Origin of the sequence: Desulfurivibrio dismutans, assembly GCF_029210385.1 — a bacterium.
Lineage (GTDB): Bacteria > Desulfobacterota > Desulfobulbia > Desulfobulbales > Desulfurivibrionaceae > Desulfurivibrio > Desulfurivibrio dismutans.
In genome coordinates this window covers 34,743-58,577 of the sequence record NZ_JARGDQ010000010.1, presented here as the reverse complement: position 1 = coordinate 58,577, position 23,835 = coordinate 34,743, and the positions used below count along the sequence as shown (strand labels likewise).

Sequence of the window (23,835 nt, the reverse complement as noted above, 5' to 3'; positions counted from 1 at the left end):
CGGGCGATACATCACGACCTTTTGAGGCTGTATTGCCGGCTAACCCTTGGGCTGTTTCGGGCAATTCCATCATTATTATTGACGACAAGATTTGAACATGGGCCTCAAGGAAAAAATAGCCAGATACCGCCGGTACAACGAAGAGCGGATTGCCAAGTCGGTGCTGTTAAACCCCCACAAAAGCAATATCATTTTTGCGGCCGTGCCTTATCTGCTGCATGTCAATCATCCCGACCTGCCCGGTTATATCTGCGACCCGGGCGCACCCGGCGGGATCTGTAATTACGACCCCGCCGCCGCCTTCAGTTTTGAGCTTTTCCATCGCTTTTTCCCCGGTCAGTCGGTACCCCGTGGCGAAGAAAAAGTGCAGCCCGGCAACCTCTGTGCCGTCCGCTCTCTGATGACCATCGGCAGCGTAGGTACCATCGGCCAGTCGGACAAGTCCGACTGTGATTACTGGGTCAGCGTCCATCGCTCTCAACTGGGGGACAAGGGCATGGAACTGATGGCGGAAAAATGCGCCGCCATTGAAGCGTGGACTGCCAAAAAAGGGGTGGAAACCCATTTTTTCCTGATGGACATCGAGGAAACCAGAGAGAACCGCTTCGCATCCGCCGCCGAGGAAGAATCCGCCGGCACCTCCTTGAAAATTCTGCTCAAAGACGAACTTTTCCGTACCCATGTGCTGGTGGCCGGCAAACCTCTGCTCTGGTGGTTTATGCCCCCCGGCCTGGAAGAAGCACAGTACCACGGGCTGGTCAAACGCCTGGTGCGGGAACGAAAAATCAACCCTGACGACTACGTTGACCTGGGTTGTGTGGCTTCCATTCCCAAGGAAGAAATTTTCGGGGCCTGCCTGTGGCAGATGAACAAGGCTCTGGACAGCCCCTTCAAGTCGGTGATCAAGTTTGCCTACCTGGAACTTCTGCTCCAGCAACGGCAAAGTTCACCGGCCCTTTTTTCCGATAAAATCAAGAGGCTGGTAACCTATCCGGAGAAGCTCCCCAATCGCATGGAGATGCTGGACCTTGGCGAAATTGATCCCTACCTGCTGCTGGCCCGGGAAATCATTGCCTTTTACCAGCAGGCTGAAGAGCAATTAATGCGACAATGGGCGGATCTGATCCGGGAATGCCTGTTTCTCAAAACCCTGGAGATGGTGGAATCACAGAAACAGGCCAAACTGGGAGAGAAAAGTCATCATCAAGCCATCATGACCCAAATGGAGGCCTGGGACATCATGCCCGCCAACCGGCAGCATTTTCTCAACTTCCGTTACTGGCAGTATCGTGATTTGCTGACTTTCGGCACCCGAGTGCATGGTTATCTGGCGGAAACCTACAAGCGGCTGCGGCGAGTTTTCAAAGAAATCGATCCGGAAGTGGGACTGACCATTTCTGAACGCGATATCGCCACTCTGGGGCGTAAACTTTTCACCTTTTACGAAACAAAACCCCACAAAATCGACTACATTCGCAGTGTCTCCCGCTACCACATGGCCATGGAAGACATTACCATCCACATCACCAAGTACGAAGAGCGTTTTTTTTACTACGCCTTCCAGGGGGAACTGGCTCATTACACCATCCGGGAACAGGTGGGAGCGGCCATTCGCCGCGATGACCACCTGATTCGCCTGATCACCTGGCTGATGGTCAACGGTATACTGGCCCGCCACACCAAGCTTCATCTAACCAAAAACTTTCTTCCCATCGATCTGGCAGATATCCAAATCCTGACGGATAAAATGCTGGACACCTTTCCCTTGGTTGATTTTTCCAAGATTCCACCACAACATCTGGTGGAACAGGAAAATATTCTCCGGGCCCTAGTGGTGGTTAATTTTTTCAAAGAACCGGTCAAGGGCAGTAAAACTCTGCCCTCAACCATCATCAGCGAAAACAGTTATGGCGAATATTTTTTGCACGATTACAATACCCTGGCTCAATTGAAAAACGCTTTACTAACCCTGCTCACCCGCCATTACGTAAGCCGCTGGAACAATAATTTGACCGTTTTCATTCCCAGCCAGGATGAAATTTCCACCATTAAAACCATGCTGGAGAAAGGATGAGGAAAAAAACACCCAAAACTCCCGAGATTCCTCTGGCCAACGACCAGTGCCCGAGCAAGGAACCCGCCGGAGCGGCCGATTTCCGCTCCCACCTGCCGGAGGTGGTGGCCCAGATGGTGGCCACCTGCAACTCCCATACCTGTTTTGAGCATATCGCCGCCGAGCCCCTGCCCTCCCGCAGCCAGGCCGTGGCTATCCTCAAAACCTGCCGGGAGCTGATCTTTCCCGGTTATTTCGGCAATAAGGGCATCGACCGGATCAACCTTGAATACCGGATTGGCCTAGAGATATCCGGGCTGTTCAACTGCCTGGCGGAAGAGATCGCCAACGCCATCCGCCATGAGTGCACCCGCCACGGCCAAATCTGCCAGCACTGCGAGGAAGCGGGCCAGGAAAAGGCATTCCTTTTCCTGGAACGCCTGCCGCAGTTGCGCCAACGGCTGGCCAGCGACGTACAGGCAGCCTACCAGGGTGATCCGGCCGCTGCCGGCTTTGACGAGATTATCTTCAGCTACCCCGGCCTGCACGCCATCACCATCTACCGCATCGCCAACGAACTCTACCGCCTGGAAGTACCGATTTTGCCCCGGATCATGACCGAACACGCCCACAGCATCACCGGTATCGACATCCATCCGGGCGCGCAGATCGGCGAGAGCTTCTTTATCGATCATGGCACCGGGGTGGTCATCGGCCAGACCGCGGTACTGGGCAAACGGGTCAAGCTATACCAGGGCGTCACCCTGGGTGCCCTGGCCTTCAGGCGGGACGAGGCCGGCGAGCTGGAACGCCACACCAAACGCCACCCCACCCTGGAAGACGACGTCACCGTTTACGCCGGCTCCACCATCTTGGGCGGCGAGACCATCGTCGGCGCTCGCTCGGTCATCGGCGGTAACATCTGGCTGACCCACTCGGTCCCCCCGGACACCAAGGTGGTGCTGAACCCGCCCGAACTGGTCTACAAAAAATCGTAAGCAACAAATATTTCTGGAAATGAAACGGCAATTCGTTTAGACTAGCGTGATTTGCCGTGCGCCGGCAAAACCCCACATTTAAAAACAAGACAGTTCAACCAATAGGGACACACCTTTACCACCGCCAAACCAAAACCCCAAGGAGTCAAGAAATGTCGCGTAAAATGGTCACCATCGACGGCAACCAGGCCTGCACCCATGTAGCCTATGCCACCAGTGAAATCATCACCATCTACCCCATCACTCCTTCCACCCCCATGGCCGCCGAGTCCGATACCAAGGCCGCAGCCGGCCAGAAAAACATCTGGGGCTCGGTGCCGGTGGTAACCCAGATGCAATCGGAAGGCGGCGTTGCCGGCGCCCTGCACGGCTCGCTGACCACCGGCGCCCTGTGCACCACCTTCACCGCCTCCCAGGGGCTCTTTTTAATTATGCCCAACATGTACAAAATCGCCGGTGAACTGACCCCCACCGTCTTCCACGTCACCGCCCGCTCGGTGGCCTGCCAGGGGCTCTCCATATTCGGCGACCACGGCGACGTGATGGCCGTCCGCCAGACCGGCTGGGCCCAACTGGCCTCCCAGAACGTCCAGGAAGCCCAGGACATGGCCCTGATCGCCACCCAGGCCACCCTCAAGTCCCGGGTGCCGTTTGTCCACTTCTTCGACGGTTTCCGCACCTCCCACGAGATCCAGAAGATGGAACAGCTCAGCCATGAGGACATGCGGGCGATCATCGACGAAGACCTGGTCACCGCCCACCGCCAGCGGGGCCTGAGCCCCGACCGGCCGATGATGCGCGGTACGGCCCAGAACCCCGACGTTTACTTCACCGGCCGGGAAACGGTGAACAAGTACTACCAGGCCTGCCCGGCCATCGTCCAGGAGACCATGGACCGTTTTGCCGAGCTCACCGGCCGCCGCTACCACCTCTTCGATTATTTCGGCGCCCCCGATGCCGAAAACGTCATCGTCATGATGGGCAGCGGTTCGGAAACCGTCCGCGCCACCATTGAGCACCTGATCGCCAAGGAATCGGCCAAGGTGGGCCTGGTGGTGGTTCGTCTCTACCGCCCCTTCGACACCAAGGCCATGGTCAACGCCCTGCCCGCCTCCGTGAAACGGATCACCGTGCTGGACCGCACCAAGGAACCCGGAAGTGCCGGCGAGCCGCTCTATCTTGACGTTCGCGCCGCCGTGGGCGAGGCGGTGGAAAGCAACCGCCCGGCCTGCCAGCCCCTGATCCTGGGCGGCCGTTACGGCCTGGGCTCGGCCGAGTTCAGCCCGGCCATGGTCAAGGCAGTGGTCGACAACATGACCGCCTGGGCCCCCAAGAACCACTTCTGCGTCGGCCCCAACGACGACGTGGCCTTCACCAGCCTGGACTACGACCGCTCGTTTACCATTGAAGGCAAGGACGTCCACCGCTGCATGTTCTACGGCCTGGGCAGCGACGGCACCGTGGGCGCCAACAAGAACACCATCAAGATCATCGGCACCGAAACCGACAACAACGCCCAGGGCTACTTCGTTTACGATTCAAAAAAGTCCGGCTCCATGACCGTCAGCCACCTGCGCTTCGGCAAGAACCGGATCACCGCCCCTTATCTTATCGACAAGGCCACCTTCATCGCCTGCCACAACTTCACCTTCCTCGACAAGTACGACATGCTGGCCAACCTGGAAGACGGCGGCACCTTCCTGCTCACCTCGTCGTACGGACCCAAGGAAGTCTGGAAACAACTGCCCAAAAAAGTCCAGCAGCAGCTGATCGAGAAGAAGGCCAAGTTCTACGTCATCGACGCCATCAAGCTGGCCGAGGCCATCGGCCTGGGCGCCCGGATCAACATGATCATGCAGACCGCCTTCTTCCTGATCTCCGGTATCCTCACCAAGAAGGAGGCCGTCGACCGGATCAAGGACGCCATCCAGAAGACCTATGGCAAGAAGGGCGATAAGGTCGTCAAGATGAACTATGACGCGGTGGACACGGCGGTCAATAACATCAAGGAAGTGAAGGTGCCGACCAAGGCCGACGGGCATGAGCTGCCGCCGGTGGTCCCCGCAGAGGCGCCGGAGTTCGTCAAGCAGGTCACCGCCAAGATGATCGCCGGCAAGGGCCACCTGGTCAAGGTTTCCGAGATGCCCGCCGACGGCACCTGGCCCACCGCCACCACCCAGTACGAGAAACGCAACATCGCCGTGCATGTGCCCGAATGGCTACCGGAAAACTGCATCCAGTGTGGTCGCTGCTCTCTGGTCTGCCCCCATGCCGCCATCCGCATGAAGATCGTCAAAAAGGCCGATCTCAAGGGTAAGGGCAAAACCTTCAAGACCGCAGATGCGGTGGGCAAGCAGTTCAAGGGCCAGGAAACCGCTCTGCAGGTTTTCACCGAGGACTGCTGCGGCTGCACCCTGTGTGTCGAGGTCTGCCCGGCCAAGAAGAAGGCTTTGAAGATGATCGACAACACCGACAAGCTGCGCCAGCAGGAGGCCGCCAACGTCAAGTTCTTCCTTTGCCTGCCGGAGGTAAAGGACGCCGACATCGACATCTCCACCGTCAAGGGTAGCCAGCTCAAACGGCCGCTGATGGAATTCTCCGGCGCCTGCGCGGGCTGCGGCGAAACCCCCTACATCAAGCTGGCCACCCAGATGTTCGGCGACCGCATGATGGTAGCCAACGCCACCGGCTGCTCCTCCATCTACGGCGGCAACCTGCCCACCACCCCTTACTGCAAGCGCCAGGACGGCCGCGGGCCGGTCTGGGCCAATTCGCTGTTTGAAGACAACGCCGAGTTCGGCCTTGGCATGCGCTACTCGGCGAACAAGCTGGGCGCCCAGGCGGTGGAGTTGCTGGAAGAAGCGGTGGCCGCCAAGCTGATCACCAAGAAAATGGCCGACGATCTGATCAAGGCTTCCCAGACCACCCAGGACGAGATCGAAGCCCAGCGTGACCGGGTGGCCAAGCTCAAGGAGAAGCTAGCCGATGACAACTCGGTCATCACCAAGCGCCTGCTGCCGGTGGCCGATTACCTGGTGAAAAAATCTGTCTGGATCATCGGCGGTGACGGCTGGGCCTACGACATCGGCTACGGCGGCCTGGACCACGTGCTGGCCTCCGGCGAGAACGTCAACGTCCTGGTGATGGATACCGAAGTTTACTCCAACACCGGCGGCCAGATGTCCAAGTCCACCCCGCGGGCGGCCACCGCCCAGTTCGCCGCCGGCGGCAAGAAAATGCCCAAGAAGGACATCGGCATGATCTTCGCTACCTATGGCAACGTCTACATCGCCCGGGTGGCCCTAGGCGCCAACCCGATGCAGGTGGTCAAGGCCTTTGCCGAAGCCGAGGCCTACGACGGTCCCTCGCTGATCATCGCCTACTCGCACTGCGTGGGCCACGGCATCAACATGGCCAAGGGCCTGGAGCAGCAGCAGAAGGCGGTTGAATGCGGACACTGGCCGCTATACCGCTTCAACCCGCTGCTGGAGGATGAGGGCAAGAACCCGCTGCACCTTGATTCCAAGGCTCCCAGCATCAAGTTTGCCGATTACGCCATGAACGAGAACCGCTACCGGGCTCTGAAGCTGATGAACCCGACCATGGCCGATGAGCTGATGGCTCTGGCCCAGGGTGACGTGGAGAAGGGCTGGAAGCGGCTGCAGGGCATGTTCAAGGCCCTGGAACCGGCAAAATAAACCATAAGTAACCGTTCAGCAGCCCCGCTGAACGGTTACAACCATATAAACCTAATTTGTCCCGGCACCCGCGCCGGGAAACAAACCACGGGCGCCGGGAGCCAAGTTATCCCGGTGCCCGTTATTTTTTCGTAACCCAAGACAAGATTAATCTGCAAAAGAGACAACAGGTGATAACCGTGCCCATTTATGAATACCGCTGTCAGGACTGTCAGGCCTTGTTTGAACTCATGGTCTCCAACTGCCAGGTTCCCGCCGGGGTAAAATGCACCAAATGCGGCAGCCGGCGAACGCAGAAAACCATTTCCGCCGCCAGTTACCGGGTTTCTTCAGGTAAAGGAGCAGGTGTTCCCGCCGGCGCCCTTACCGGCTGCGCCAGCAAAAAAGGCTTTTCCTGAGCTTAACAGAAAAAGGCGACCTGGATGGTTGCCCCAATAAAAAAAACCGCGTTTGGTCCCAATATACTGGGATCAAACGCGGTTTTTTGGTTTGTGTGGGGGGGAGGCCGTACCGGTTTAAAACTGCGGGCCGCCCCGTAAACGTTCAGCCGTGCCGCAATATGCGGTGCTGCTGGACGTTTACAGTTTGGGCAGGTTTTTGGTGGCCTCGGCAATGGCCTCGTCGGGCATCTCGTAGTTGATCAGTTCTCCGGCGAAGTATTTTTCGTAACTGGCCAGATCAAGCAGGCCGTGGCCGGAGAGGTTGAAAAGGATTGTCTGGGGCTTGTCCGGCTCCCGAGTGGCTTCAATGATTGCCGCCCGGATCGCGTGGCAGGACTCCGGCGCCGGGATAATACCCTCGGTGCGAGCAAAGAGAGTCCCGGCCTCAAAACACTCCAGTTGGTTAAGGGCCGTGGCCTCCATTAGATTTTCCCGCATCAGAGCGCTGATCACCGGAGCCATGCCGTGATAGCGTAACCCACCGGCATGAATCCCCGGGGGAATGAAATCGTGCCCCAGGGTGTACATGTACAACAGCGGCGTACGTTGGGAGACATCCCCGAAATCATAGGCAAAACTTCCCTTGGTGAGGGTCGGGCAGGAAGCCGGTTCCACCCCCAGCAAACGGATGTTTTTCCCCTCCAGCTTGTCGGGCAGGAAAGGTGCCGCCAGGCCGGCAAAGTTGGAACCGCCACCGCAACAGCCAATGACCACATCGGGATAATCTCCGGCAATGGCCAGCTGCTGCTTGGCTTCCAAGCCGATTACCGTCTGATGCAGGCAGACATGGTTCAGAACCGACCCCAGGGCGTACTTGGTGTCATCCCGGCTTACCGTGTCTTCCAGAGCCTCGCTGATGGCAATCCCCAAAGATCCCGGGGTATCCGGGGTTTTGGCCAGAATTTCCCGGCCGGTGGGAGTGTCCGGGCTGGGGCTGGGGACGATCTCGGCTCCGTAGGTGTTCATCATCACCTTGCGGTAGGGTTTCTGATCGTAAGAAACCCGCACCATGTACACCTTGCAATCCAGGCCAAACTTGTGAGCGGCAAATGAGAGCGCGCAGCCCCATTGGCCGGCGCCGGTTTCGGTGGCCAGCCGCTTGACCCCTTCCCGCTTATTGTAATAAGCCTGGGCCACGGCACTGTTGGTCTTGTGGCTGCCGGAAGGTGAAACCCCTTCGTACTTATAATATATTTTCGCCTTGGTCCCCAGGGCTTCCTCCAGGAAGGTGGCCCGAATCAGGGGGGAGGGCCGCCAGATCTGCCAGATATCAAGAATTTCTTCGGGAATATCAACCCAGCGCTGGCCGCTCATCTCCTGTTCCAGCAGCCCCATGGGGAAAATCGCCCCCATCTTGTCCGGCCCCATAGGCTGGCCGGTGGCAGGATCCAGGGGAGGAGCCAGACCGCCGGGGATATCGGCAATGACGTTATACCAGCTTTTGACCTGCTGGTCGGGAGGTAAGAGAATGTGTTTTTGTTTCATAACCCAGACCTTTTTAGTTAAGTTAACATTGAAGCGGTAACCTTGTCGGCGTCGCAAAAAGCCGCGCCGCCGACCGGAAACGCTTTGTAACTGGTTGCTTTCGCACCGCCGACCAACGTGCTTGGTTGTTTTTGCAAGGCCATCAACTTAAAAATCTTCAAAATCGTCGTCGTCGAAGGGGATCACCTCTTCGGATTTTTTGCTGCGGCGGGAGCCCGCCGCAGCGCCGGCGGCCGGAGCTGCGGTCGTGTTTTGCCCCTTACGATGATCGGCAGTGGCGCCGGTAGCTTTACCTTTGCCGGCTTTGTCGGCCGCCGGGGCCGGCAACTCAGGCTTACCAGCCACCGCTTTGGCTGGCCGCAATCGCCCGGCGCTGCGACTGAGCCGCCGCTCTCTCCCCTGTGAGGGCAATGAAAGCCCAACAATGATACCCAGTTCACCGATCAAGCGATTCAACTCATTGGCCTGGCCGGAAAGCTCCTCGCTGGAAGAAGCCGCTTCCTCAGAGATGGCGGCGTTACCCTGGGTCACCTTATCAACCTGAGCCACCGCTTGGTTGATCTGATTAACCCCCTGGGCCTGCTCATCGCTGGCCACCGAAATTTCTTTGGCCAACTGGCTGACCTTGTTCACCCCGTCGACAATCTGGACCAGAATTTCCCGCACCTCGGCCGCCGATTCCACCCCATGATCAGCATTCTTCTGCGACTGTTCAATGAGCTGTTCGGTGTTGCGAGCCGCCTCCCCGCTACGCAGGGCCAGTGAACGCACCTCGTCGGCCACCACCGCGAAACCGGCGCCGGCCTCACCGGCCCTGGCCGCCTCCACCGCCGCATTCAAGGCCAGCAGGTTGGTCTGGAAGGCGATCTCATCAATGGTTTTCATAATAACCGCCGTCTCATCAGCGGACTTCTTGATATTGCCGATGGCCTCGCCCATTTTCTCCATGCTGCGCTGAGCGGTTTCCGCCGAGTTGCGGGCCGACTCGGCCATCTGGCTGGTTTGCTTGACGTTTTCTGCATTCAGGCGGGTCATGGAAGACATTTCTTCCAGGGAGGCCGAGGTTTCCTCCAGGCTGGCCGCCTGGCTGCTGGCCCCGTCGGCCAGCTCATGGCTGGCGGAAGAAACCTGGGTGGCGGCGTCCAGCAGATTGCCGGCATTGCCGCTCAACTCTTCAACGATCCTGGAAATGGGGTTAATCACCGAATTGGAGACCACCCGCAGAACCAGGGTGGCAAACATGATTGCCATCAGCACCAGGCCGGCCGCTACAATCCAGGCAGCTTTACCCACCGTTTGCTGTAACTGGAGATCTGCTTCATCCAAGGACTGGATAACCTGAAACGCCCCGTGGAGCTCACCGACCTGCCAGCCTTCCATGCGGCCGCCGGTGGGATCTACACCCCGGTCGTTACCCCATAGACGGCGCGAATCGGCAGGATCACCATGGCAGTACAGGCAAGTTTCGGTGAGACGAACCGCCCGGAAATAGCGCACCGAGTTGGTGGACTCATCAATTTCATAATATTCATCCAGATTTTGCTCAGCCATGGTCCGCAGGGCCCGGGCCTCCAAAGGATCGGGCTCGTTGGACGGGTTACGGGGTTGGAATTTTGGTACCCGAAAGGTATACCCACCTTCGTCGGCCTTGCGCATGGCGGCATTCCAAGCCGACACCACCGGCACTGCGGCCAGAATCTTGTCCTGTTCCCCGCGCTGGGCAAATTCCCTGAGTTGCTCGACGGAAAACAGCCCCATCCGCCATTTGGCTTCCATTTCTTCACGGGTTGATTCAGCGGTCAAACAGATTGCCCGAGCCTTGTCGGTAAAGGCTTCCAGGGTGTTCTCGCGGGAATCGGCAAGGTACAGGCGAAAAAGGATAATAATCAGGATGGTGGGCAAGACAACACCGAGCAAGACGATCTTGCCCCGCAAAGACCACTTTTGAATGTCCATCTAGCATGCTCCTCATGTTTTTGTGATATTGTTTTTCCCCGAGCTACCCCAGGGCGGTCACCCGGCTGATCCGCCGATGCTAGCCGTCGGTATAACCCAGGGCAGGCATGCCGTCAGCAAACTCGAAAAGCTAGCATAAACGAGCGGGAAAAGAAAAAGAATTATTTATTACCGTAATGTTGCTGCCATTGATTTTTGATGTGACGATAACGAAAGTTCAGCACCAGGGTTATCGCCACCACAAAGAGTATTCCTCCCATGGTGAGCCAGGGGTTGTTGCGGTCGAGGTAGTGGTTGATCAGAGAGGCGCCGAAATACATGACCGAGCAGCCCACCAGGCTGCCGGTGATCACCCCGAGAAAAGTAGCCGCCCGGGTCATGCCCAGCAGGCGGCCGAAAATCGACCCCCCCACACTGCCGGTAGCGGCCAGGGGGAAGGTGACAAAGGCCACAATCCCGATAAAGGTGGCCCTTTTCATCCAGGGATGGGCATGGAGAATAAAACGACCATCTTCAACCAGGAGGCGCAAGTGATCGCCGAAAAACGGCAGGCGAAAAAGAAAACCGATGTGAAAGGCCAGCAGGGAGGCGACCATGGCATCCATATAAAAAACCAGCAGCGCCAGTTCCCCCGGGGAAAAAAAACGGGCCGCATCTTCCAGGCCATCGGTGGCGTTGCCACCCAGAATGACAAAGCGGCCGAAAAAGAAAAATACGGCCAGGGCACTAAGCAGCAGCCCCCGCACATATGGCCAGCCATGGAGCAGGTAGAGGGTAGCTATGATCGCGACCGTCAACAAAAATGGGCCCAGCAGCGTCAGATACCAGAGGAAAGGGTTGTCCCGACGCAGGGAGTCGTTCTGCTGCAGCCAATGGGCATCGGATAAGTGGCGCATATCGCTATCGTTTTTCCAGAACCCCCCATTCGGTCAGCCGTTGCCGGGCATAAGCAGACTGGCCTCCCTCCCCCACCATCTGCAGATATTCCACATATTCCTGAGCCGCATCCTGCCGCCGTCCCATGTTTTCCAGACTCACCCCTTTGAGAAAATTGCTGTTGGGGTTGCCAGGCAGCAGCTCATCATAGGCGGTGAAATGCTGATAAGCGACTTCATTGTTGCCCAGACCCAGGCGAGCAATACCAGCCACCTGCAGGGCCTGAGCCTCGCCGGGATAGGTTTCGCGTGCCAGGTCGGCAAAACGGACGGCTTCTTCTTTTTTGCCCAGACCGTACTGGCAGCGGGACATCAGGACCAGCCCGGTGTAATCGGTCGGCGCCAGTTGCAGGGCTTTTTGGAAATAAGGTTCAGCCTGGGCAAATTTTTCCCGGCCCATCTCCCTTTCTCCTTCCTGTTGTTCTTTGATGGCCGGGGCCAGGCGGCGTAAACCGGCAATGCTGGCCTGGTATCGCTCATCATGCCGGGACCGCTCATGCTGGCTGCGGTATCGCTGCTCCATCATCCGCTCCGCCCGCTCCATTCGTTCACTGCTCATGGGGTGGGTTGAGAACATCAGTTCGATGGCGCTGGGTTTACGTTTTGACTGCTCCAGCAGCATCCGGTGCAGATCCACCATGCCGGCGGGATTTTGCCCGGCCCGGGAGGCATATTCCATGCCCAGGTCATCGGCCTCCCGTTCATTTTCCCGGCTGTAATGGGCCAGCAAAGCGCCGGCGCTGAGCCCTCCCAAAGTCTGCACCAGCGGCGCCAGCCCCTGACGGTCCTCGGAGGTGGCTACTGCCACCGTGGCCCCGGCCACCGTTAATTGGGCGATCATCCCCCTGGTCATCCGCTGGGCGGCATGACGGGCATTGACATGGCCGATTTCATGGCCCAACAGGGCCGCCAGTTCAGCCTCATCATTCATTTCCAGCATGATGCCCCGGGTTATCCCGATGGTACCCCCGGGGAAAGCGTAAGCATTGATATAATTGGCATTCACCACTTGAAAGGAATAAGGCATGCCAGCCCGGTGAGAGCGCACCGCCAATTCCTGACCCAGGGAGGCGATATAATCATTCAGCTCTTCATCCTGTGAGACTCCGAAATCGGCAGACAGCTGGTGCGGGGCATGCTCTCGGTCAATGGCCACCTCCTGGTCTTCGGACAACAGCATCAATTCCCGGCGCCCGGTGACCGGGTTGACGGCGCAGCCCCCCAAGGTGAAGCTTAAAGCGGAAGCCGACATCAGGGCCAGAAAATCGCGACGGTTGAGGCCGGTCCGGCCCCGACGACACTGAACTCTATTCATGATCAGCTCTCCTTAATATCTGGCAGCCTAACTGAACCGCACCCGGCAGAAACGGCGCTTGCCCACCTTCAGCAAAACTTCACCGGCGGCAGCGACGGTTGCTTCCACCTCGGCCACCTTCTCTCCGTTGACGCTGACCGCCTGCTGCGAAATCATCCGCCGGGCCTCGCCGGTGCCCTTAACCAGACCTGCTTGCACCAGCAAACGGGGCAACCAGACGGCCTCGTCAGCGGCCGGCAGGGTGATTTCCGGCAGATCCTCCGGCAGTTCATGCTGTTTAAAAACCTTGTCGAAATTGGCTGCGGCCCGTTGGGCGGCCTCAGAATCATGGAAACGAGCGGTCAGTTCACGGGCCAGCTGCTGCTTGATCTCCTTGGGATGAGCCCGACCGGCCTCCATTTCCGCCTTGAGTCGGGCTATCTCTTCGGGGCTGAAATCACTGAGCAGTTCATAATAACGGAACATCAGGCTGTCGGGCATGGACATGGTCTTGCCGTAAACATCATCGGGGCTTTCGCAAATACCGATGTAGTTACCCAACGACTTGCTCATCTTGTTGACCCCGTCCAGGCCTTCCAGCAGGGGCATGGTAATCACCACCTGCGGCTCCTGGCCCCAGACCCGCTGCAAATCGCGACCGGTCAGCAAATTGAACAGCTGATCGGTACCGCCAAGTTCGATATCCGCATGCAAGGCCACGGAATCGTAACCCTGGATCAGAGGATAGAGAAATTCATGCACGCCGATGGGCTTTTCATTGGTAAAACGCTGTTTGAAGTCCTCCCGCTCCAGCATCCGGGCCACGGTGAGCTGGGCCGCCAGCTTGATGAAATCCTGCGAGGAAAGCTGGTTAAGCCAGGAGGAGTTGAACACCACCCGGGTTTTGTCGGGATCCAGAATCTTGAAAACCTGCTCTTTATAGGTTTCGGCATTGCGGGCCACATCTTCGGCGCTCAATGGCTTTCTGGTCTCCGATTTACCGGTGGGATCACCGATGCGACCGGTGAAATCACCAATCAGAAAAAGAATCTGATGACCCATATCCTGAAAGTGCTTCATCTTCTGGACCAGCACCGTATGACCCAGGTGCAGATCCGGCGCGGTGGGATCAAAACCGGCCTTAACCCGCAGAGGTTCGCCGGTTTCCTCGGCCCGCAGGAGCTTTTTGCGCAGATCTTCGGGAGAGACCACCTGCACCGCCCCCCGGGAAAGATAGGTAACTTGCTGGTCGATGTTCACTTGGCGTACTCTACGTTTCTGCTTTCACGAATCACGGTGACCCGAATCTGGCCCGGGTAGGTCAACTCTTCTTCGATTTTTTTGACAATATCCTTGGTCACCATGGCCGCCTCGACATCGCTGAGTTTGATCGAGTCCACGATCACCCGGATCTCCCGCCCAGCCTGAATGGCGTAGGATTTATCCACCCCTTTAAAACCGTTGGCGATTTTCTCCAGGTCCTCCAGACGTTTAACGTAAGATTCCAGCATCTCCTTACGGGCCCCGGGCCGCGCCCCGGAAAGGGCATCGGCGGACTGCACCAGGATGTCAATAATCCCGTCCGGTTCCACATCTTCGTGATGGGCGGCGATGGCATGCACCACCTCCGGCGACTCGCCATACTTTTTGGCCAAATCAGCCCCGATGCTGGCATGAGAGCCCTCAACCTCGTGATCCACCGCCTTGCCGATATCATGAAGCAAACCGGCCCGCTTGGCCCGCTTGACATTGAGCCCCAACTCGGAGGCCATAACCCCGCAGAGAAAGGCCACCTCCAGGGAGTGCTGCAAACAGTTCTGACTGTAGCTGGTCCGGTACTTGAGCCGCCCCAGCAGCTTGATCAGTTCGGGGTTGACCCCGTGGGCGCCGACATCGAAGGTGGCCTGTTCCCCGGCTTCCCGCATCCCCACTTCCAATTCTTCCGCCACCTTGTTGACCACCTCTTCAATCCGGGCCGGATGAATGCGACCGTCGGCAATCAAGCGCTCCAGGGCGATCCTGGCCACTTCCCGACGCACCGGGTTGAAGCCGGACAGGATCACCGCCTCGGGAGTATCATCGATGATCACATCGATTCCGGTGGCCGCTTCAATGGCCCGGATATTGCGACCTTCCCGGCCGATGATGCGGCCTTTCATTTCATCGCCGGGCAAGGGAACAACGGAGACGGTTTTTTCCGCCACGTAATCCCCGGCATAGCGGGAAATAGCCAGGGCCAGGATGTTTTTGGCCTTGCGATCGGCCTTCATTTTCATTTCGTTTTCAATCCTGACCACCGCCTTGGCCGCTTCCATCCGGGCTTCGCTCTCAATACTTTCAATGAGTTTCTGCTTGGCCTCTTCCCGGCTTAGACTGGCGACTTTTTCCAACTGGCTGCGCTGCTCTTCCACCAGGCGGTCAATTTCCTGGTTACGCCCGGCCAGTTTTTCTTCTTCTTTGGTCAGATTCTGCTCTCTTTTGTAAAGCTCCATCTCCCGCTGGTCCAGCAGCTCGATCTTACGCTCTATCTGGTCGAGCTTTTGGATCAGCCGTTTTTCTTCTTCGGAAACCTCTTTTTTACGCTCCCGGATCTCTTTTTCCGCTTCCTGTTTAAGCTGCAGGCACTCATCCCGACTCTGCAGCACCGCTTCCTTTTTGATTCGCTCGGCTTCCGCCAGAGCGTTTTCCACCAGTTTGCGCCCCTGGGCCTCGGCGTCCTCATGGCGGCTGTCGATGATGAATTTACGCAGGTAAAACCCTGCGGCCACCCCGACAGCCAGAGCCACCAGCCCGGCGATTAAGGCTACAATTATACTATCGGACACGGGAATCCTCCCTTGGTTAAAGTGGACAGCTTCGCAAAAAATACGAAGAGTGTGGAACAAGGCCACTAAATATAAAGAGAGGAGGAAGAAAAAAAGACAGGAAAGCGGCTAACCGGCCTTACTTTAATACACGGTGGCACGGAGGCAGGAGCGGGCCGGTTTCCCAATAATGGCGCGGAACCGGCAGTGGCGGGAACGCGCCACTGCCCTTCCCGTCCACCTCGGCATCATGTAATTAAAGTAAAACCTGGATAACAGGGTTCAAAAAAACCACGGTGCACATAGTGCCTAAGAGGGGCTCCCCGGAAAACCATCCAAGAACAACACCCGCTCCACCGTGCCCTGAATATTGCCGGACGTCGCGACCAGTTACCAACTTCGGCCGCCACGCTTAAAAAACACTTCTTCCTCTCTCTCCCAAGCACAACATATGTAAAACCCGGCCTCGGTCTGAACCCGGCCACCGGGCTGAAACTGCAAAAAATCCCCCGCCATTGCCGTCCTCGGGCGGTGACATCGAACCTAACTGAGTTAGGTGGGCGATACCTGCGTCTCGTTTAAGGAATTCGGCCGGAGCCGACTTCCTTGCCGGAAACAGCTTAGGTCACCCTCAATGTCAATGTTGGCTCGAAATTATCCGTCCAAACACCAACAAGGCAGGGGAAAAACGGTTTCCTCATCACTCCGTTGCGACCGCGGTTTCTTCGATACGGTCCGCCAACCGCGCAAAGGAGCTTTCAACCAACTGCCGGTACTCGGCAAATTCTCTTTTCAGGCGAACATATTGGCTCGCCATGTTCAGGCTGGTAAGAATGGCGGCCTTGTTGGCCGGTAACCCCCGGGAACCGCCTCCCTGGCTGGCTTCTTCCAGCTGCGTTTTAACCAGGTGCAGTATCTCCTGGACATCCTCTTCCGGAGCGTCGGTATATAGTGGAAACTCCTGGCCGAGCACCTCGAATTTAACCAAGCGTTCCAAGCTCCACTCCCGTTAGCTAAGGGTTACCAAAAACTGCGGCGCTTAGCAATAGCAAAGGTTAAGCAGCCTCAGGTCCGGATGATCCGGATGCTTTCTTTTCCCATTGCTCAATGGATTCAATGATGTCGCTGACCCGGTGGCGCACCTGGTCTTTTTCCTCACGCAAGCGGGCCACCTCCTGCTGCAGCTCGCTCTTTTCGGCACCGAGCTGCTGCAACTGCTCCAGCAACTGTTGCTTTTCCGCCGCCACACTGTCCAGTTTGGCAAGCAGGTTGTTAACAATACTTTCCAGACGATTAAGGTTTTCTTCATGACTCATGATAAATACTCCAGAATGGAGACAGGCACCTGCTCAAGCAACAACAAGCACGAAAAACCGGACACCTGCCGCAGGTTATTAAGAAAACACGACAGTGATGCAATCTACCTTGGCCCACCGCACCGGTCAAGGTTTTTCACCAGTCAACCGGGCAACATAAAAGTCGTCGGGCGCCAACAACAAAGACCCTCGACTGAGACCTTGAAAACCGGTATGATCAGGAGCGAGAGGAACTTCTTGGACGGGCGGGAACCGCAGGCCTTTTCCCTGGCATCCGCCGAAATCTACCATCAATTTGTATTAAGGAGGTAATGATGAAGAAAACAACCTGCCTGCTGGCAGCGATAATACTGTTAGCGCTGCCGGCCAAGGCCCTGGCACTGGGATTTGAGGTGGCGGTGGGGGTATGGTCCCAGAGCCCGTCCGGTGATATTGGCTACGAGATCGATTCGTCCAGCGACCTGGTTGATCTGAAGCGGGATGCGGGATTTGACCGGGAAAGCCGTTTTCTGGGGCGTGCCAAACTGGAACTGCCGATCATCCCCAACATCTACCTGCAGGCCACGCCCATGGAGTTTTCCGGCAAAGGTGACAAATCGGTGAATTTTCAGTTCGGCGACCAAACTTTTGACGCCGATGTGGATTTCAAATCTAAACTGACCCTGGACCAGTACGACGTAGCACTCTATTATGGGGTGCCACTGACGGGGCTGGCCACGTTGGGCACCGTCAACATCGATTTGGGCCTGAACCTTCGTTTTGTCTCTCTGAAGGCCGAAATCGACCAGCCGGACACCGGTTTCAAGGAATCCAAAAGCGCCACCCTGACGGTACCCATGCTCTATGCCGGGGTTCAGATCTCGCCGGTGGACCGCTTCGGCCTGGATCTGGAAGGGCGTTACATAACTTACAGCGGTAATCGCTACCTTGACCTGGTGGCCCGCCTCAAGGCCAAAATTACCGGCCCGGTTTTTGCGGCAGCCGGCTGGCGGTACCAGGACATCAAGATCGACGCCCGGGATATCGAAGGCAGCCTGAAGGTAAGCGGCCCCTTCCTGGAGACCGGTTTTACTTTCTAGGCGGTAACGCCGTCCCACCAAAACAAGCTCGTTGGGTAACACCAACCAGCGAAAACAAAAATCGGCGCCGCCAAACCATGGCGGCGCCGATTTTTGTTAAGTGAACAGCGGCAACAGCAGCCTGGTTACCAACCGATATTCATCCTGAGCATGTAGCGCCGGTCAGCATCCTGGCCGGAATAGGCCCCCAGCTCTTCGGCGTAGGTGACAAAACCGAGACTGAGGATGGCCAGTCGCAGGTCGGCGCCGAAGGTATAATGGCCCTGGTAAAGTCCCGCCTGCACTTCCAGGGTTGACCAGCGCCGGTCCCAGATGTGCAGGCCGGCGCCGAGGCGCACCCGCTTCATGAAGTCGCTGTCCTCTTCGTAGTTGTTGAACAGGTCGACGTAATCAGCGGCCAGTACCAGGCGGTTGAAATAGCGAATCTCGGGACTGACCGACACCCCCAGGTTGACGGTCATGGGGATGGTACCGGCTTTGCCGAAGCTGGTATCACCAAAATTCAGCACGGACAGTCCGACGGTGGGGCTTAACGGGTGCTCACGCTGAAAATCATGCATGACTCCCAGGTCAAAACCGACGGCGCTGCCGTCTTCCAGATCGTCTTCCAGTTCGTAATCATCATCGTCCACCAGGTCGATGATACCCCGGGCGGAATAAGAACGATCAAGGCGCTCCATGGAAAGAAATTTGACCGAGGCCCCGTAGGTGGTAATCCCCCGGATGTTGGACTGTTCATAAGCGCCGCCGAACACCGGGCCATGCACCAGGCGGCCGTCCACCTCCAGCAACCCTTCGCTGCCGTAACCCTGATGGCTTCTCATATCAACCTTGGCCGACCCCAGATAGCCGATATTGAGGGCCACCGCTTGCCCGCGCCAGCCCACGGCGGGAAAGGTTTCCAGGGCGAAATGGCCGTTTTTGCCCCGATAATCGCCCAACACATCAAGCACGGCATCGAGTTGCTCATCATCGTCATCGATATCCATGGCATCATCCATGTCATCGACGAAATCCTTGGCGGTCTTGCCGTAGCTGAAAGTAACCGGCACCAAATCAACGGTGAAGCCGCCGTCCAGGCGACCAATCCCAGCCGGGTTGGTAAAAACGGAGCTGTTTTTACCCCCCACCGCCACACTGGCCCCGCCCATGCCCATCACCCGGGAATCTTTATATAGATATGGGTAATCATAGCTGCTTCTGGCCATGGCCTGGCCGGAAACCAAGACCCCTGCGGCAACCATCAAAGCGGCAACGCCGACCTTGGAAAAAGAATAAACTTTTTTCATCTCTGCCTCCTAATTACCGCAACAGGTAATCTATGATCATATCTTCAGTGATTTCATCGCAGGGGGCGCCACAAATCTCGGCGCGAAACTCGCCCACGTCTTTTTCGACATCTTCGCGTTCATCCTGGGGCAGCATCTCGATGAGAGAGTCAACGTCTTCATTGAGGGCCGTTACCAGGGTGTCGGTCATGGTCAGCAGTTCGCCGTCATCGTTAATTACCGGGCAGGGCCAGCAGGTGTTGTTGGCAATATCGGCGGCGTAATCCGGACTATCACAGGAAGTCATGTCCTCCCGGCAAAACCCCTTGGTATCGACAATGGCCACGGTATAAACACCGGAACCGGCGTCCACCTCGGAAAGCATCCGGTAACGGCTGAACTTGTTACCAACGACTCCCGTTTGGTCTGCTACCTCGTCAAGACAGTTGCCGTCGATGGTGATATCAACCTTGACGGGGATCAGGCTCACTGGATCACCATTTTCCGGCGTAAAGGTGAGGCCTGCCCCTTTTGCCCCATTAATGGTGGCACTACCACAATCATCAGTGGGGTCTTTGGCGACCTTAAGGGCACAGGAGGTGATTTGCCCCTGATCAGCCCTGTCATCCTGATTACGATCAACACTGCAGGCCAGGTCGTCACTTTTATCCAACCAGGCCTTAAGCTCCTCAAGCCCCTCTTCACCCCCGAAAAGCAGAGAGAAAGTGGCCGCGGCCTTGGCCGCCGACAGCAAACCGTTGTTAAAACAGGCATCTTTCTGGTAATCGCTTAAGTTCCGCTGTTCGGCCTCTTTGCAGGCCGCCCTGATGGTATCGCCAACCAGCGTTTCATCCAGCAGCATTTTCCGATAAGCGCCGGTGGCCCGATCCAGGTCATTCATCCCGCTACCGCTGGCCCGACTGGCAAAGGCTTCGATCAAACGGGCGTCGGTTTTGGCACCATCATCGTCATCGACATTGACAATCTCTTTAACCAGATCGAGGATATCGTAGCCGGCCCGGCCGATGTAGGCGGCGCCCCGGTTCAGCAGCAGTTCCTCTTCGGAAAAGGCCGACCGGCAGGCAGATTTGTCCAGCAGGTTCAAAGCCTTGTCGTAGTTACCCTGGTTCAGGGCCATGAGCGCGTCATAGCGACAGGCTTCCTCCGAGTTTTTGTCGCCCGAACAGCCGCCGAGCAACAAAAGCAGCCCCAGCAGCAGTGCGAGGCCCGATAACAGTTCTCTTCCCTTGTACTTTTGCATGTGCTCCCTCCTCTGTCTGCAAACCGCTGCGGCCAGCCCCTAACCCATGGTTTGGTGAAGGCCACCGACGGATTTCAGAGTTAATGGACTAACAACTCGTCAAAAAAAATTACAATCTGTTGATAATTACAACAGGCAACTGGTGGCTGTCAACGATAATTAAAGTCACCAAACAGACCTTGCAACCAAAGCAATTCCTTTACTCACGGTGAAATGGGGCCACCTCGGCGCCGTTGGGCAAATCGCAGTTGTGCAACAAATTAAAGGAGTTGATGGTACAACCAACCCCGATGCGGCTGGAACCGCTGATGGTAACGTGGGGATGGATAACACTGTCTCGGCCAATGCTGACCCCGGGAGCAACCTGAATGGTTTCCGGCTGATACATGGTTACCCCGGCGAGCATCAGTTCGTGGTTGCGGCGTCTTTGCAAATGAGCGTGGGCCCGGGCCAGTTCCACCCGGGAGTTGACCCCCAGCAGTTCATCGGGATCGGCACAGCAGTAGCTGTGGGCCCGCAGGCCTTCGCGGACGGCGATTTCCACAATATCGGTAAGGTACATCTCCCCCTGGCGGTTGTCGTTGCCCACCCGGGCCAGGGCCGGAAAGAGAAAGTCGATCTCCGCGCAGTAAATCCCGGCGTTGATCTCCTTAATCAGCCGCTGTTCGGCGGTAGCGTCTTTTTCTTCGACAATGCGCTCCAGGCGGCCGGCCCGGTCGCAGACAATCCGGCCATAACCAAAAGGATCCGCTATCCGGGTGGTCATCACCGACAGCTTGTCGCCCCGCTGCCGGTGGGCTGCCAGCATATCCTGCAGGGTTTGCGGGGTTACCAGGGGAGTGTCGCCGCAGAGAATCAGCAGGGTGCCGGCACGCTCCCGCAATTCCGGGGCAGCGGCCAGCACCGCGTGGGCGGTGCCGTTCTGCTGCTCCTGGACCACAAACTCAAGGTCCCGACCGGCCAGGGCCGCCATCACCTCCCGCCGCTGATGGCCCACCACCACCGAGGTGGAGGCCGGTTCAAGGGCGGCCACCGCCTCCAGGACGTGGACGATCATCGGGGCAAAAAAAATCTCATGGAGCACTTTGGCCCGGGTTGAGCGCATCCGGGTGCCTTTGCCCGCCGCCAGTATCAGGACATGAAGTTTGGAATCGGTCATCTTTGGCTCTTGTTGCTCAGGGGGTTAACAGTGGTTGCCATACGGGCACATCTTCAACAGGTGCTGCCGGGGCAGACTATCATATCCGCTCAAACCTCACCACCCATGACAAGATAGCGCAGGTAATGAAAAGAGGAGAAAAAAGCAAACAGCAGCAGCAAAAACAGCGACCACCGTACCGCCAGGCTTTGATAACGCGGCACAATCAAGCCCTCGCGGTCCTCCCTGGCCGAGGTGCCGGAGCCGGAAAAGCGACCAATCAGCAACCCGGCCAGAGGCGCGGACAGGGCAAAAAAAGCGGCGGCCAGCAGGGTGCCGTAAATGGCGAAACCGATATAAGCGTACTCCTGTTTGAGGATACAGAAGGGACAATTATGGAAAGGCATGGCATAAATGTACGACGAAATCACGGTGGTAATGGTCAGCAGGGCCAGGGGCAAAAAAATCAGCCAGGCCAGGCCATAAAGGGCTGCCAACAGCGAAAAGGAACGAAAACCGGGAAACGGCGCAGGGGGCGGTATGGTCGCCGCCCCCTGCCAATGATCGACCGGAGGCCGCAAACGCCAGGCCAGAACGCCGCCCAGCAGGACCAGCACCACCAATGCGCCATAGAACCAGGGCACCAGCCGGTCACCGGCCAGTTCCACAAAAAACTGGCCGTCTCCGGCCCCGGCGCTGAACACCACGGCGCAACAGGAAACAATGACATCGGGATGGATATGGAGCAGATACATGGACTGCAGAGTTATATCGACGGCCACCAGCGGCAGCAGCGCCAGCAGGTACCAGCATTTGACCTTGACCAGGGGATAATGCTCGGAACTTACATCCAGGCGATGAAGCACCAGCCAGAAGCCGTAAAAAAAGACCCCGGCCAGTTTGACCAGCAGGGATGGCAGGCCGAATTCGTTGACCTGCAGGGTGCCGGTGGCGCACATGGCGCCGGTGATCACCCCGGCAAACTCGTCGGCGGCCAGCGCCAGCAGCACCAGACTGATGATCTGAATGATCAGAGCGTAGGCCACCAGGGTGGAAGAGAGCCAGATTTCACTCTCCAGGCTGATCTGTCGTTCGTCATCGCTGGCCGGGTTCCAGTGGCGCAGCACCCGCACTGCGCTGATGGCCGCCACCGTCAGCAGAAAAACCACCAGCAGGCTGCCCAGGCTTAACGCCAGCGACCAGGTGTTGAGCAGCATCAGCCGCCACCTCCCACCGAAGACGGGGAGTGCAAGCGATCACCGGGCACCCCATCTTGCGGCACCCCGTGACCGCTTACACCGTGGCACCCGTGATCAGTTACCGAAGAGTCACCGGCCGGCGGGCCGGCGGCTGCCGGCAACACTCGCCCATCATGGACCTCCACCACCCGGTCGATCACCGGATGTTCGGCCACCAGCGGATCGTGGGAGGTAACGATAATGGTCTTGCCGGCGGCCTTGAGGTCGGCCATGATGGCCATGAACTCCCGGCTCAAGGCACTGTCCAGGTGGGCCGTAGGTTCATCGGCCAGTACCAGGGGCTGGTCGTTGATCAGGGCCCGGGCGATGGCCACTCGCTGCTGCTCGCCGCCGGAAAGCATGCGCACGGGAAAATTCTCCCGGTGGGCAATCCCCAGGCGCTCCAGCAGCACCCCGGCGCGCCGGCGGCATTCACTGGGGGAAACCCCCAGGGGGAGCAACGGCAAGGTGATATTGTCCCGCACGCTCAAGGCCGGCAGAAGGTTGAAACGCTGAAAGATAAAGCCGATGGTTTGCCGGCGATGGATGGTGAGAAAACGATCCGGCAGCCGGGCCAGTTGCCGCCTGGCAATGGCCGCCCGGCCGCTGCTGGGCGGAAAGACACAGCCGATGATGGCCAGCAGGGTGCTCTTACCCGAACCGCTGGGCCCCCGCAAACACACCATCTCGCCCTCCCCAACCCGCAGGTCGGCATCCCGCAGGGCCCAAACCTCGTTGGCCTTGCCCTTGTTATAAATCTTATTAACCCGCTCCAGTTCAACCAGCATCATAGAAAATCTTTCAACCAAGTTTCATCTTCGCTCCGTAATCGTTCAGCAGTGCCGCAGATTGCGGCAAGCAGACCGGCGCCG

General features: G+C 57.7%; 18 protein-coding genes and 1 other RNA gene. 5 read left to right on the top strand and 14 right to left on the bottom strand.

Features of this window, described 5'->3' with window-relative positions:
- The first annotated feature begins 97 nt into the window (after positions 1 to 97).
- The 4 genes from P0N66_RS11360 (at position 98) to P0N66_RS11345 (ending at position 7,147) form a co-directional block, all read left to right on the top strand.
- On the top strand, positions 98 to 2,074 hold the full coding sequence (locus P0N66_RS11360) for a class I adenylate cyclase (protein WP_275805479.1): 1,977 nt from the start codon (positions 98 to 100) through the stop codon (positions 2,072 to 2,074).
- A complete protein-coding gene (gene epsC, locus P0N66_RS11355) occupies positions 2,071 to 3,051 on the top strand; it encodes a serine O-acetyltransferase EpsC (RefSeq protein ID WP_275805477.1) in 981 nt (326 codons plus the stop codon). Before P0N66_RS11360 ends, epsC begins: the two co-directional genes overlap by 4 nt.
- 152 nt (positions 3,052 to 3,203) lie before the next feature.
- Positions 3,204 to 6,749: a pyruvate:ferredoxin (flavodoxin) oxidoreductase gene (gene nifJ, locus P0N66_RS11350; protein WP_275805475.1), complete on the top strand. Its 3,546-nt coding sequence runs from the start codon at positions 3,204 to 3,206 to the stop codon at positions 6,747 to 6,749.
- Positions 6,750 to 6,928: 179 nt separating this feature from the next.
- Positions 6,929 to 7,147: an FmdB family zinc ribbon protein gene (locus P0N66_RS11345; protein WP_275805473.1), complete on the top strand. Its 219-nt coding sequence runs from the start codon at positions 6,929 to 6,931 to the stop codon at positions 7,145 to 7,147.
- Positions 7,148 to 7,327: 180 nt separating this feature from the next.
- Here P0N66_RS11345 and P0N66_RS11340 read toward each other — a convergent pair whose 3' ends face one another.
- The 9 genes from P0N66_RS11340 to P0N66_RS11300 all read right to left on the bottom strand — a co-directional run bounded on the left by P0N66_RS11340 (position 7,328) and on the right by P0N66_RS11300 (position 16,979).
- Positions 7,328 to 8,674, bottom strand: a complete 1,347-nt coding sequence (locus P0N66_RS11340; RefSeq protein WP_275805471.1) for a TrpB-like pyridoxal phosphate-dependent enzyme — start codon at positions 8,672 to 8,674, stop codon at positions 7,328 to 7,330.
- A gap of 147 nt (positions 8,675 to 8,821) precedes the next feature.
- Entirely contained in the window at positions 8,822 to 10,630 is a 1,809-nt protein-coding gene (locus tag P0N66_RS11335; RefSeq protein ID WP_275805469.1) for a methyl-accepting chemotaxis protein, read from the bottom strand.
- A gap of 161 nt (positions 10,631 to 10,791) precedes the next feature.
- Entirely contained in the window at positions 10,792 to 11,526 is a 735-nt protein-coding gene (locus P0N66_RS11330; RefSeq protein ID WP_275805467.1) for a small multi-drug export protein, read from the bottom strand.
- A 4-nt stretch (positions 11,527 to 11,530) separates the two neighbouring features.
- Positions 11,531 to 12,880: a M48 family metalloprotease gene (locus P0N66_RS11325; protein WP_275805465.1), complete on the bottom strand. Its 1,350-nt coding sequence runs from the start codon at positions 12,878 to 12,880 to the stop codon at positions 11,531 to 11,533.
- 27 nt (positions 12,881 to 12,907) lie between these two features.
- Positions 12,908 to 14,119, bottom strand: a complete 1,212-nt coding sequence (gene tyrS, locus P0N66_RS11320; protein WP_275805463.1) for a tyrosine--tRNA ligase — start codon at positions 14,117 to 14,119, stop codon at positions 12,908 to 12,910.
- Positions 14,116 to 15,684, bottom strand: coding sequence for a ribonuclease Y (rny, locus tag P0N66_RS11315; RefSeq protein ID WP_275805461.1), 1,569 nt, complete (start codon positions 15,682 to 15,684; stop codon positions 14,116 to 14,118). The genes tyrS and rny overlap by 4 nt, the downstream gene beginning before the upstream one ends.
- Positions 15,685 to 16,165: 481 nt before the next feature.
- A non-coding RNA gene (gene ssrS, locus P0N66_RS11310) (6S RNA) lies at positions 16,166 to 16,350 on the bottom strand.
- Between the two features lie 13 nt (positions 16,351 to 16,363).
- Positions 16,364 to 16,660: a cell division protein ZapA gene (locus P0N66_RS11305; protein ID WP_275805459.1), complete on the bottom strand. Its 297-nt coding sequence runs from the start codon at positions 16,658 to 16,660 to the stop codon at positions 16,364 to 16,366.
- 58 nt (positions 16,661 to 16,718) lie between these two features.
- Positions 16,719 to 16,979, bottom strand: coding sequence for a DUF904 domain-containing protein (locus P0N66_RS11300; RefSeq protein ID WP_275805457.1), 261 nt, complete (start codon positions 16,977 to 16,979; stop codon positions 16,719 to 16,721).
- Positions 16,980 to 17,290: 311 nt separating this feature from the next.
- Here P0N66_RS11300 and P0N66_RS11295 point away from each other — a divergent pair, with 311 nt between their 5' ends.
- The gene (locus P0N66_RS11295; RefSeq protein ID WP_275805455.1) at positions 17,291 to 18,058 is read left to right on the top strand and encodes a TIGR04219 family outer membrane beta-barrel protein; all 768 of its coding nucleotides are present in this window, start codon (positions 17,291 to 17,293) and stop codon (positions 18,056 to 18,058) included.
- A 125-nt stretch (positions 18,059 to 18,183) separates the two neighbouring features.
- Here P0N66_RS11295 and P0N66_RS11290 read toward each other — a convergent pair whose 3' ends face one another.
- From P0N66_RS11290 to P0N66_RS11270, 5 genes are all read right to left on the bottom strand, one after another.
- A complete protein-coding gene (locus P0N66_RS11290) occupies positions 18,184 to 19,347 on the bottom strand; it encodes a PorV/PorQ family protein (protein ID WP_275805453.1) in 1,164 nt (387 codons plus the stop codon).
- A 13-nt stretch (positions 19,348 to 19,360) separates the two neighbouring features.
- Positions 19,361 to 20,587, bottom strand: coding sequence for a hypothetical protein (locus P0N66_RS11285; RefSeq protein WP_275805451.1), 1,227 nt, complete (start codon positions 20,585 to 20,587; stop codon positions 19,361 to 19,363).
- A gap of 199 nt (positions 20,588 to 20,786) precedes the next feature.
- Positions 20,787 to 21,746 carry a bifunctional UDP-N-acetylglucosamine diphosphorylase/glucosamine-1-phosphate N-acetyltransferase GlmU gene (locus P0N66_RS11280; protein WP_275805449.1) on the bottom strand — a complete coding sequence of 320 codons (960 nt, stop codon included), beginning with the start codon at positions 21,744 to 21,746 and terminating at the stop codon, positions 20,787 to 20,789.
- Positions 21,747 to 21,835: 89 nt separating this feature from the next.
- Positions 21,836 to 22,942, bottom strand: coding sequence for a hypothetical protein (locus P0N66_RS11275; protein ID WP_275805447.1), 1,107 nt, complete (start codon positions 22,940 to 22,942; stop codon positions 21,836 to 21,838).
- Positions 22,942 to 23,754, bottom strand: a complete 813-nt coding sequence (locus P0N66_RS11270) for an ABC transporter ATP-binding protein (RefSeq protein WP_275805445.1) — start codon at positions 23,752 to 23,754, stop codon at positions 22,942 to 22,944. Before P0N66_RS11270 ends, P0N66_RS11275 begins: the two co-directional genes overlap by 1 nt.
- Positions 23,755 to 23,835 lie beyond the last annotated feature (81 nt).

Bases quoted from the DNA above. Each gene is read 5' to 3' on its own strand.
- P0N66_RS11360 (WP_275805479.1), top strand. From the start codon at position 98: ATGGGCCTCAAGGAAAAAATAGCCAGATACCGCCGGTACAACGAAGAG.
- epsC (WP_275805477.1), top strand. From the start codon at position 2,071: ATGAGGAAAAAAACACCCAAAACTCCCGAGATTCCTCTGGCCAACGAC.
- nifJ (WP_275805475.1), top strand. From the start codon at position 3,204: ATGTCGCGTAAAATGGTCACCATCGACGGCAACCAGGCCTGCACCCAT.
- P0N66_RS11340 (WP_275805471.1), bottom strand. From the start codon at position 8,674: ATGAAACAAAAACACATTCTCTTACCTCCCGACCAGCAGGTCAAAAGC.
- P0N66_RS11335 (WP_275805469.1), bottom strand. From the start codon at position 10,630: ATGGACATTCAAAAGTGGTCTTTGCGGGGCAAGATCGTCTTGCTCGGT.
- P0N66_RS11330 (WP_275805467.1), bottom strand. From the start codon at position 11,526: ATGCGCCACTTATCCGATGCCCATTGGCTGCAGCAGAACGACTCCCTG.
- P0N66_RS11325 (WP_275805465.1), bottom strand. From the start codon at position 12,880: ATGAATAGAGTTCAGTGTCGTCGGGGCCGGACCGGCCTCAACCGTCGC.
- P0N66_RS11300 (WP_275805457.1), bottom strand. From the start codon at position 16,979: ATGAGTCATGAAGAAAACCTTAATCGTCTGGAAAGTATTGTTAACAAC.
- P0N66_RS11295 (WP_275805455.1), top strand. From the start codon at position 17,291: ATGATGAAGAAAACAACCTGCCTGCTGGCAGCGATAATACTGTTAGCG.
- P0N66_RS11290 (WP_275805453.1), bottom strand. From the start codon at position 19,347: ATGAAAAAAGTTTATTCTTTTTCCAAGGTCGGCGTTGCCGCTTTGATG.
- P0N66_RS11285 (WP_275805451.1), bottom strand. From the start codon at position 20,587: ATGCAAAAGTACAAGGGAAGAGAACTGTTATCGGGCCTCGCACTGCTG.
- P0N66_RS11280 (WP_275805449.1), bottom strand. From the start codon at position 21,746: ATGACCGATTCCAAACTTCATGTCCTGATACTGGCGGCGGGCAAAGGC.
- P0N66_RS11275 (WP_275805447.1), bottom strand. From the start codon at position 22,942: ATGCTGCTCAACACCTGGTCGCTGGCGTTAAGCCTGGGCAGCCTGCTG.
- P0N66_RS11270 (WP_275805445.1), bottom strand. From the start codon at position 23,754: ATGATGCTGGTTGAACTGGAGCGGGTTAATAAGATTTATAACAAGGGC.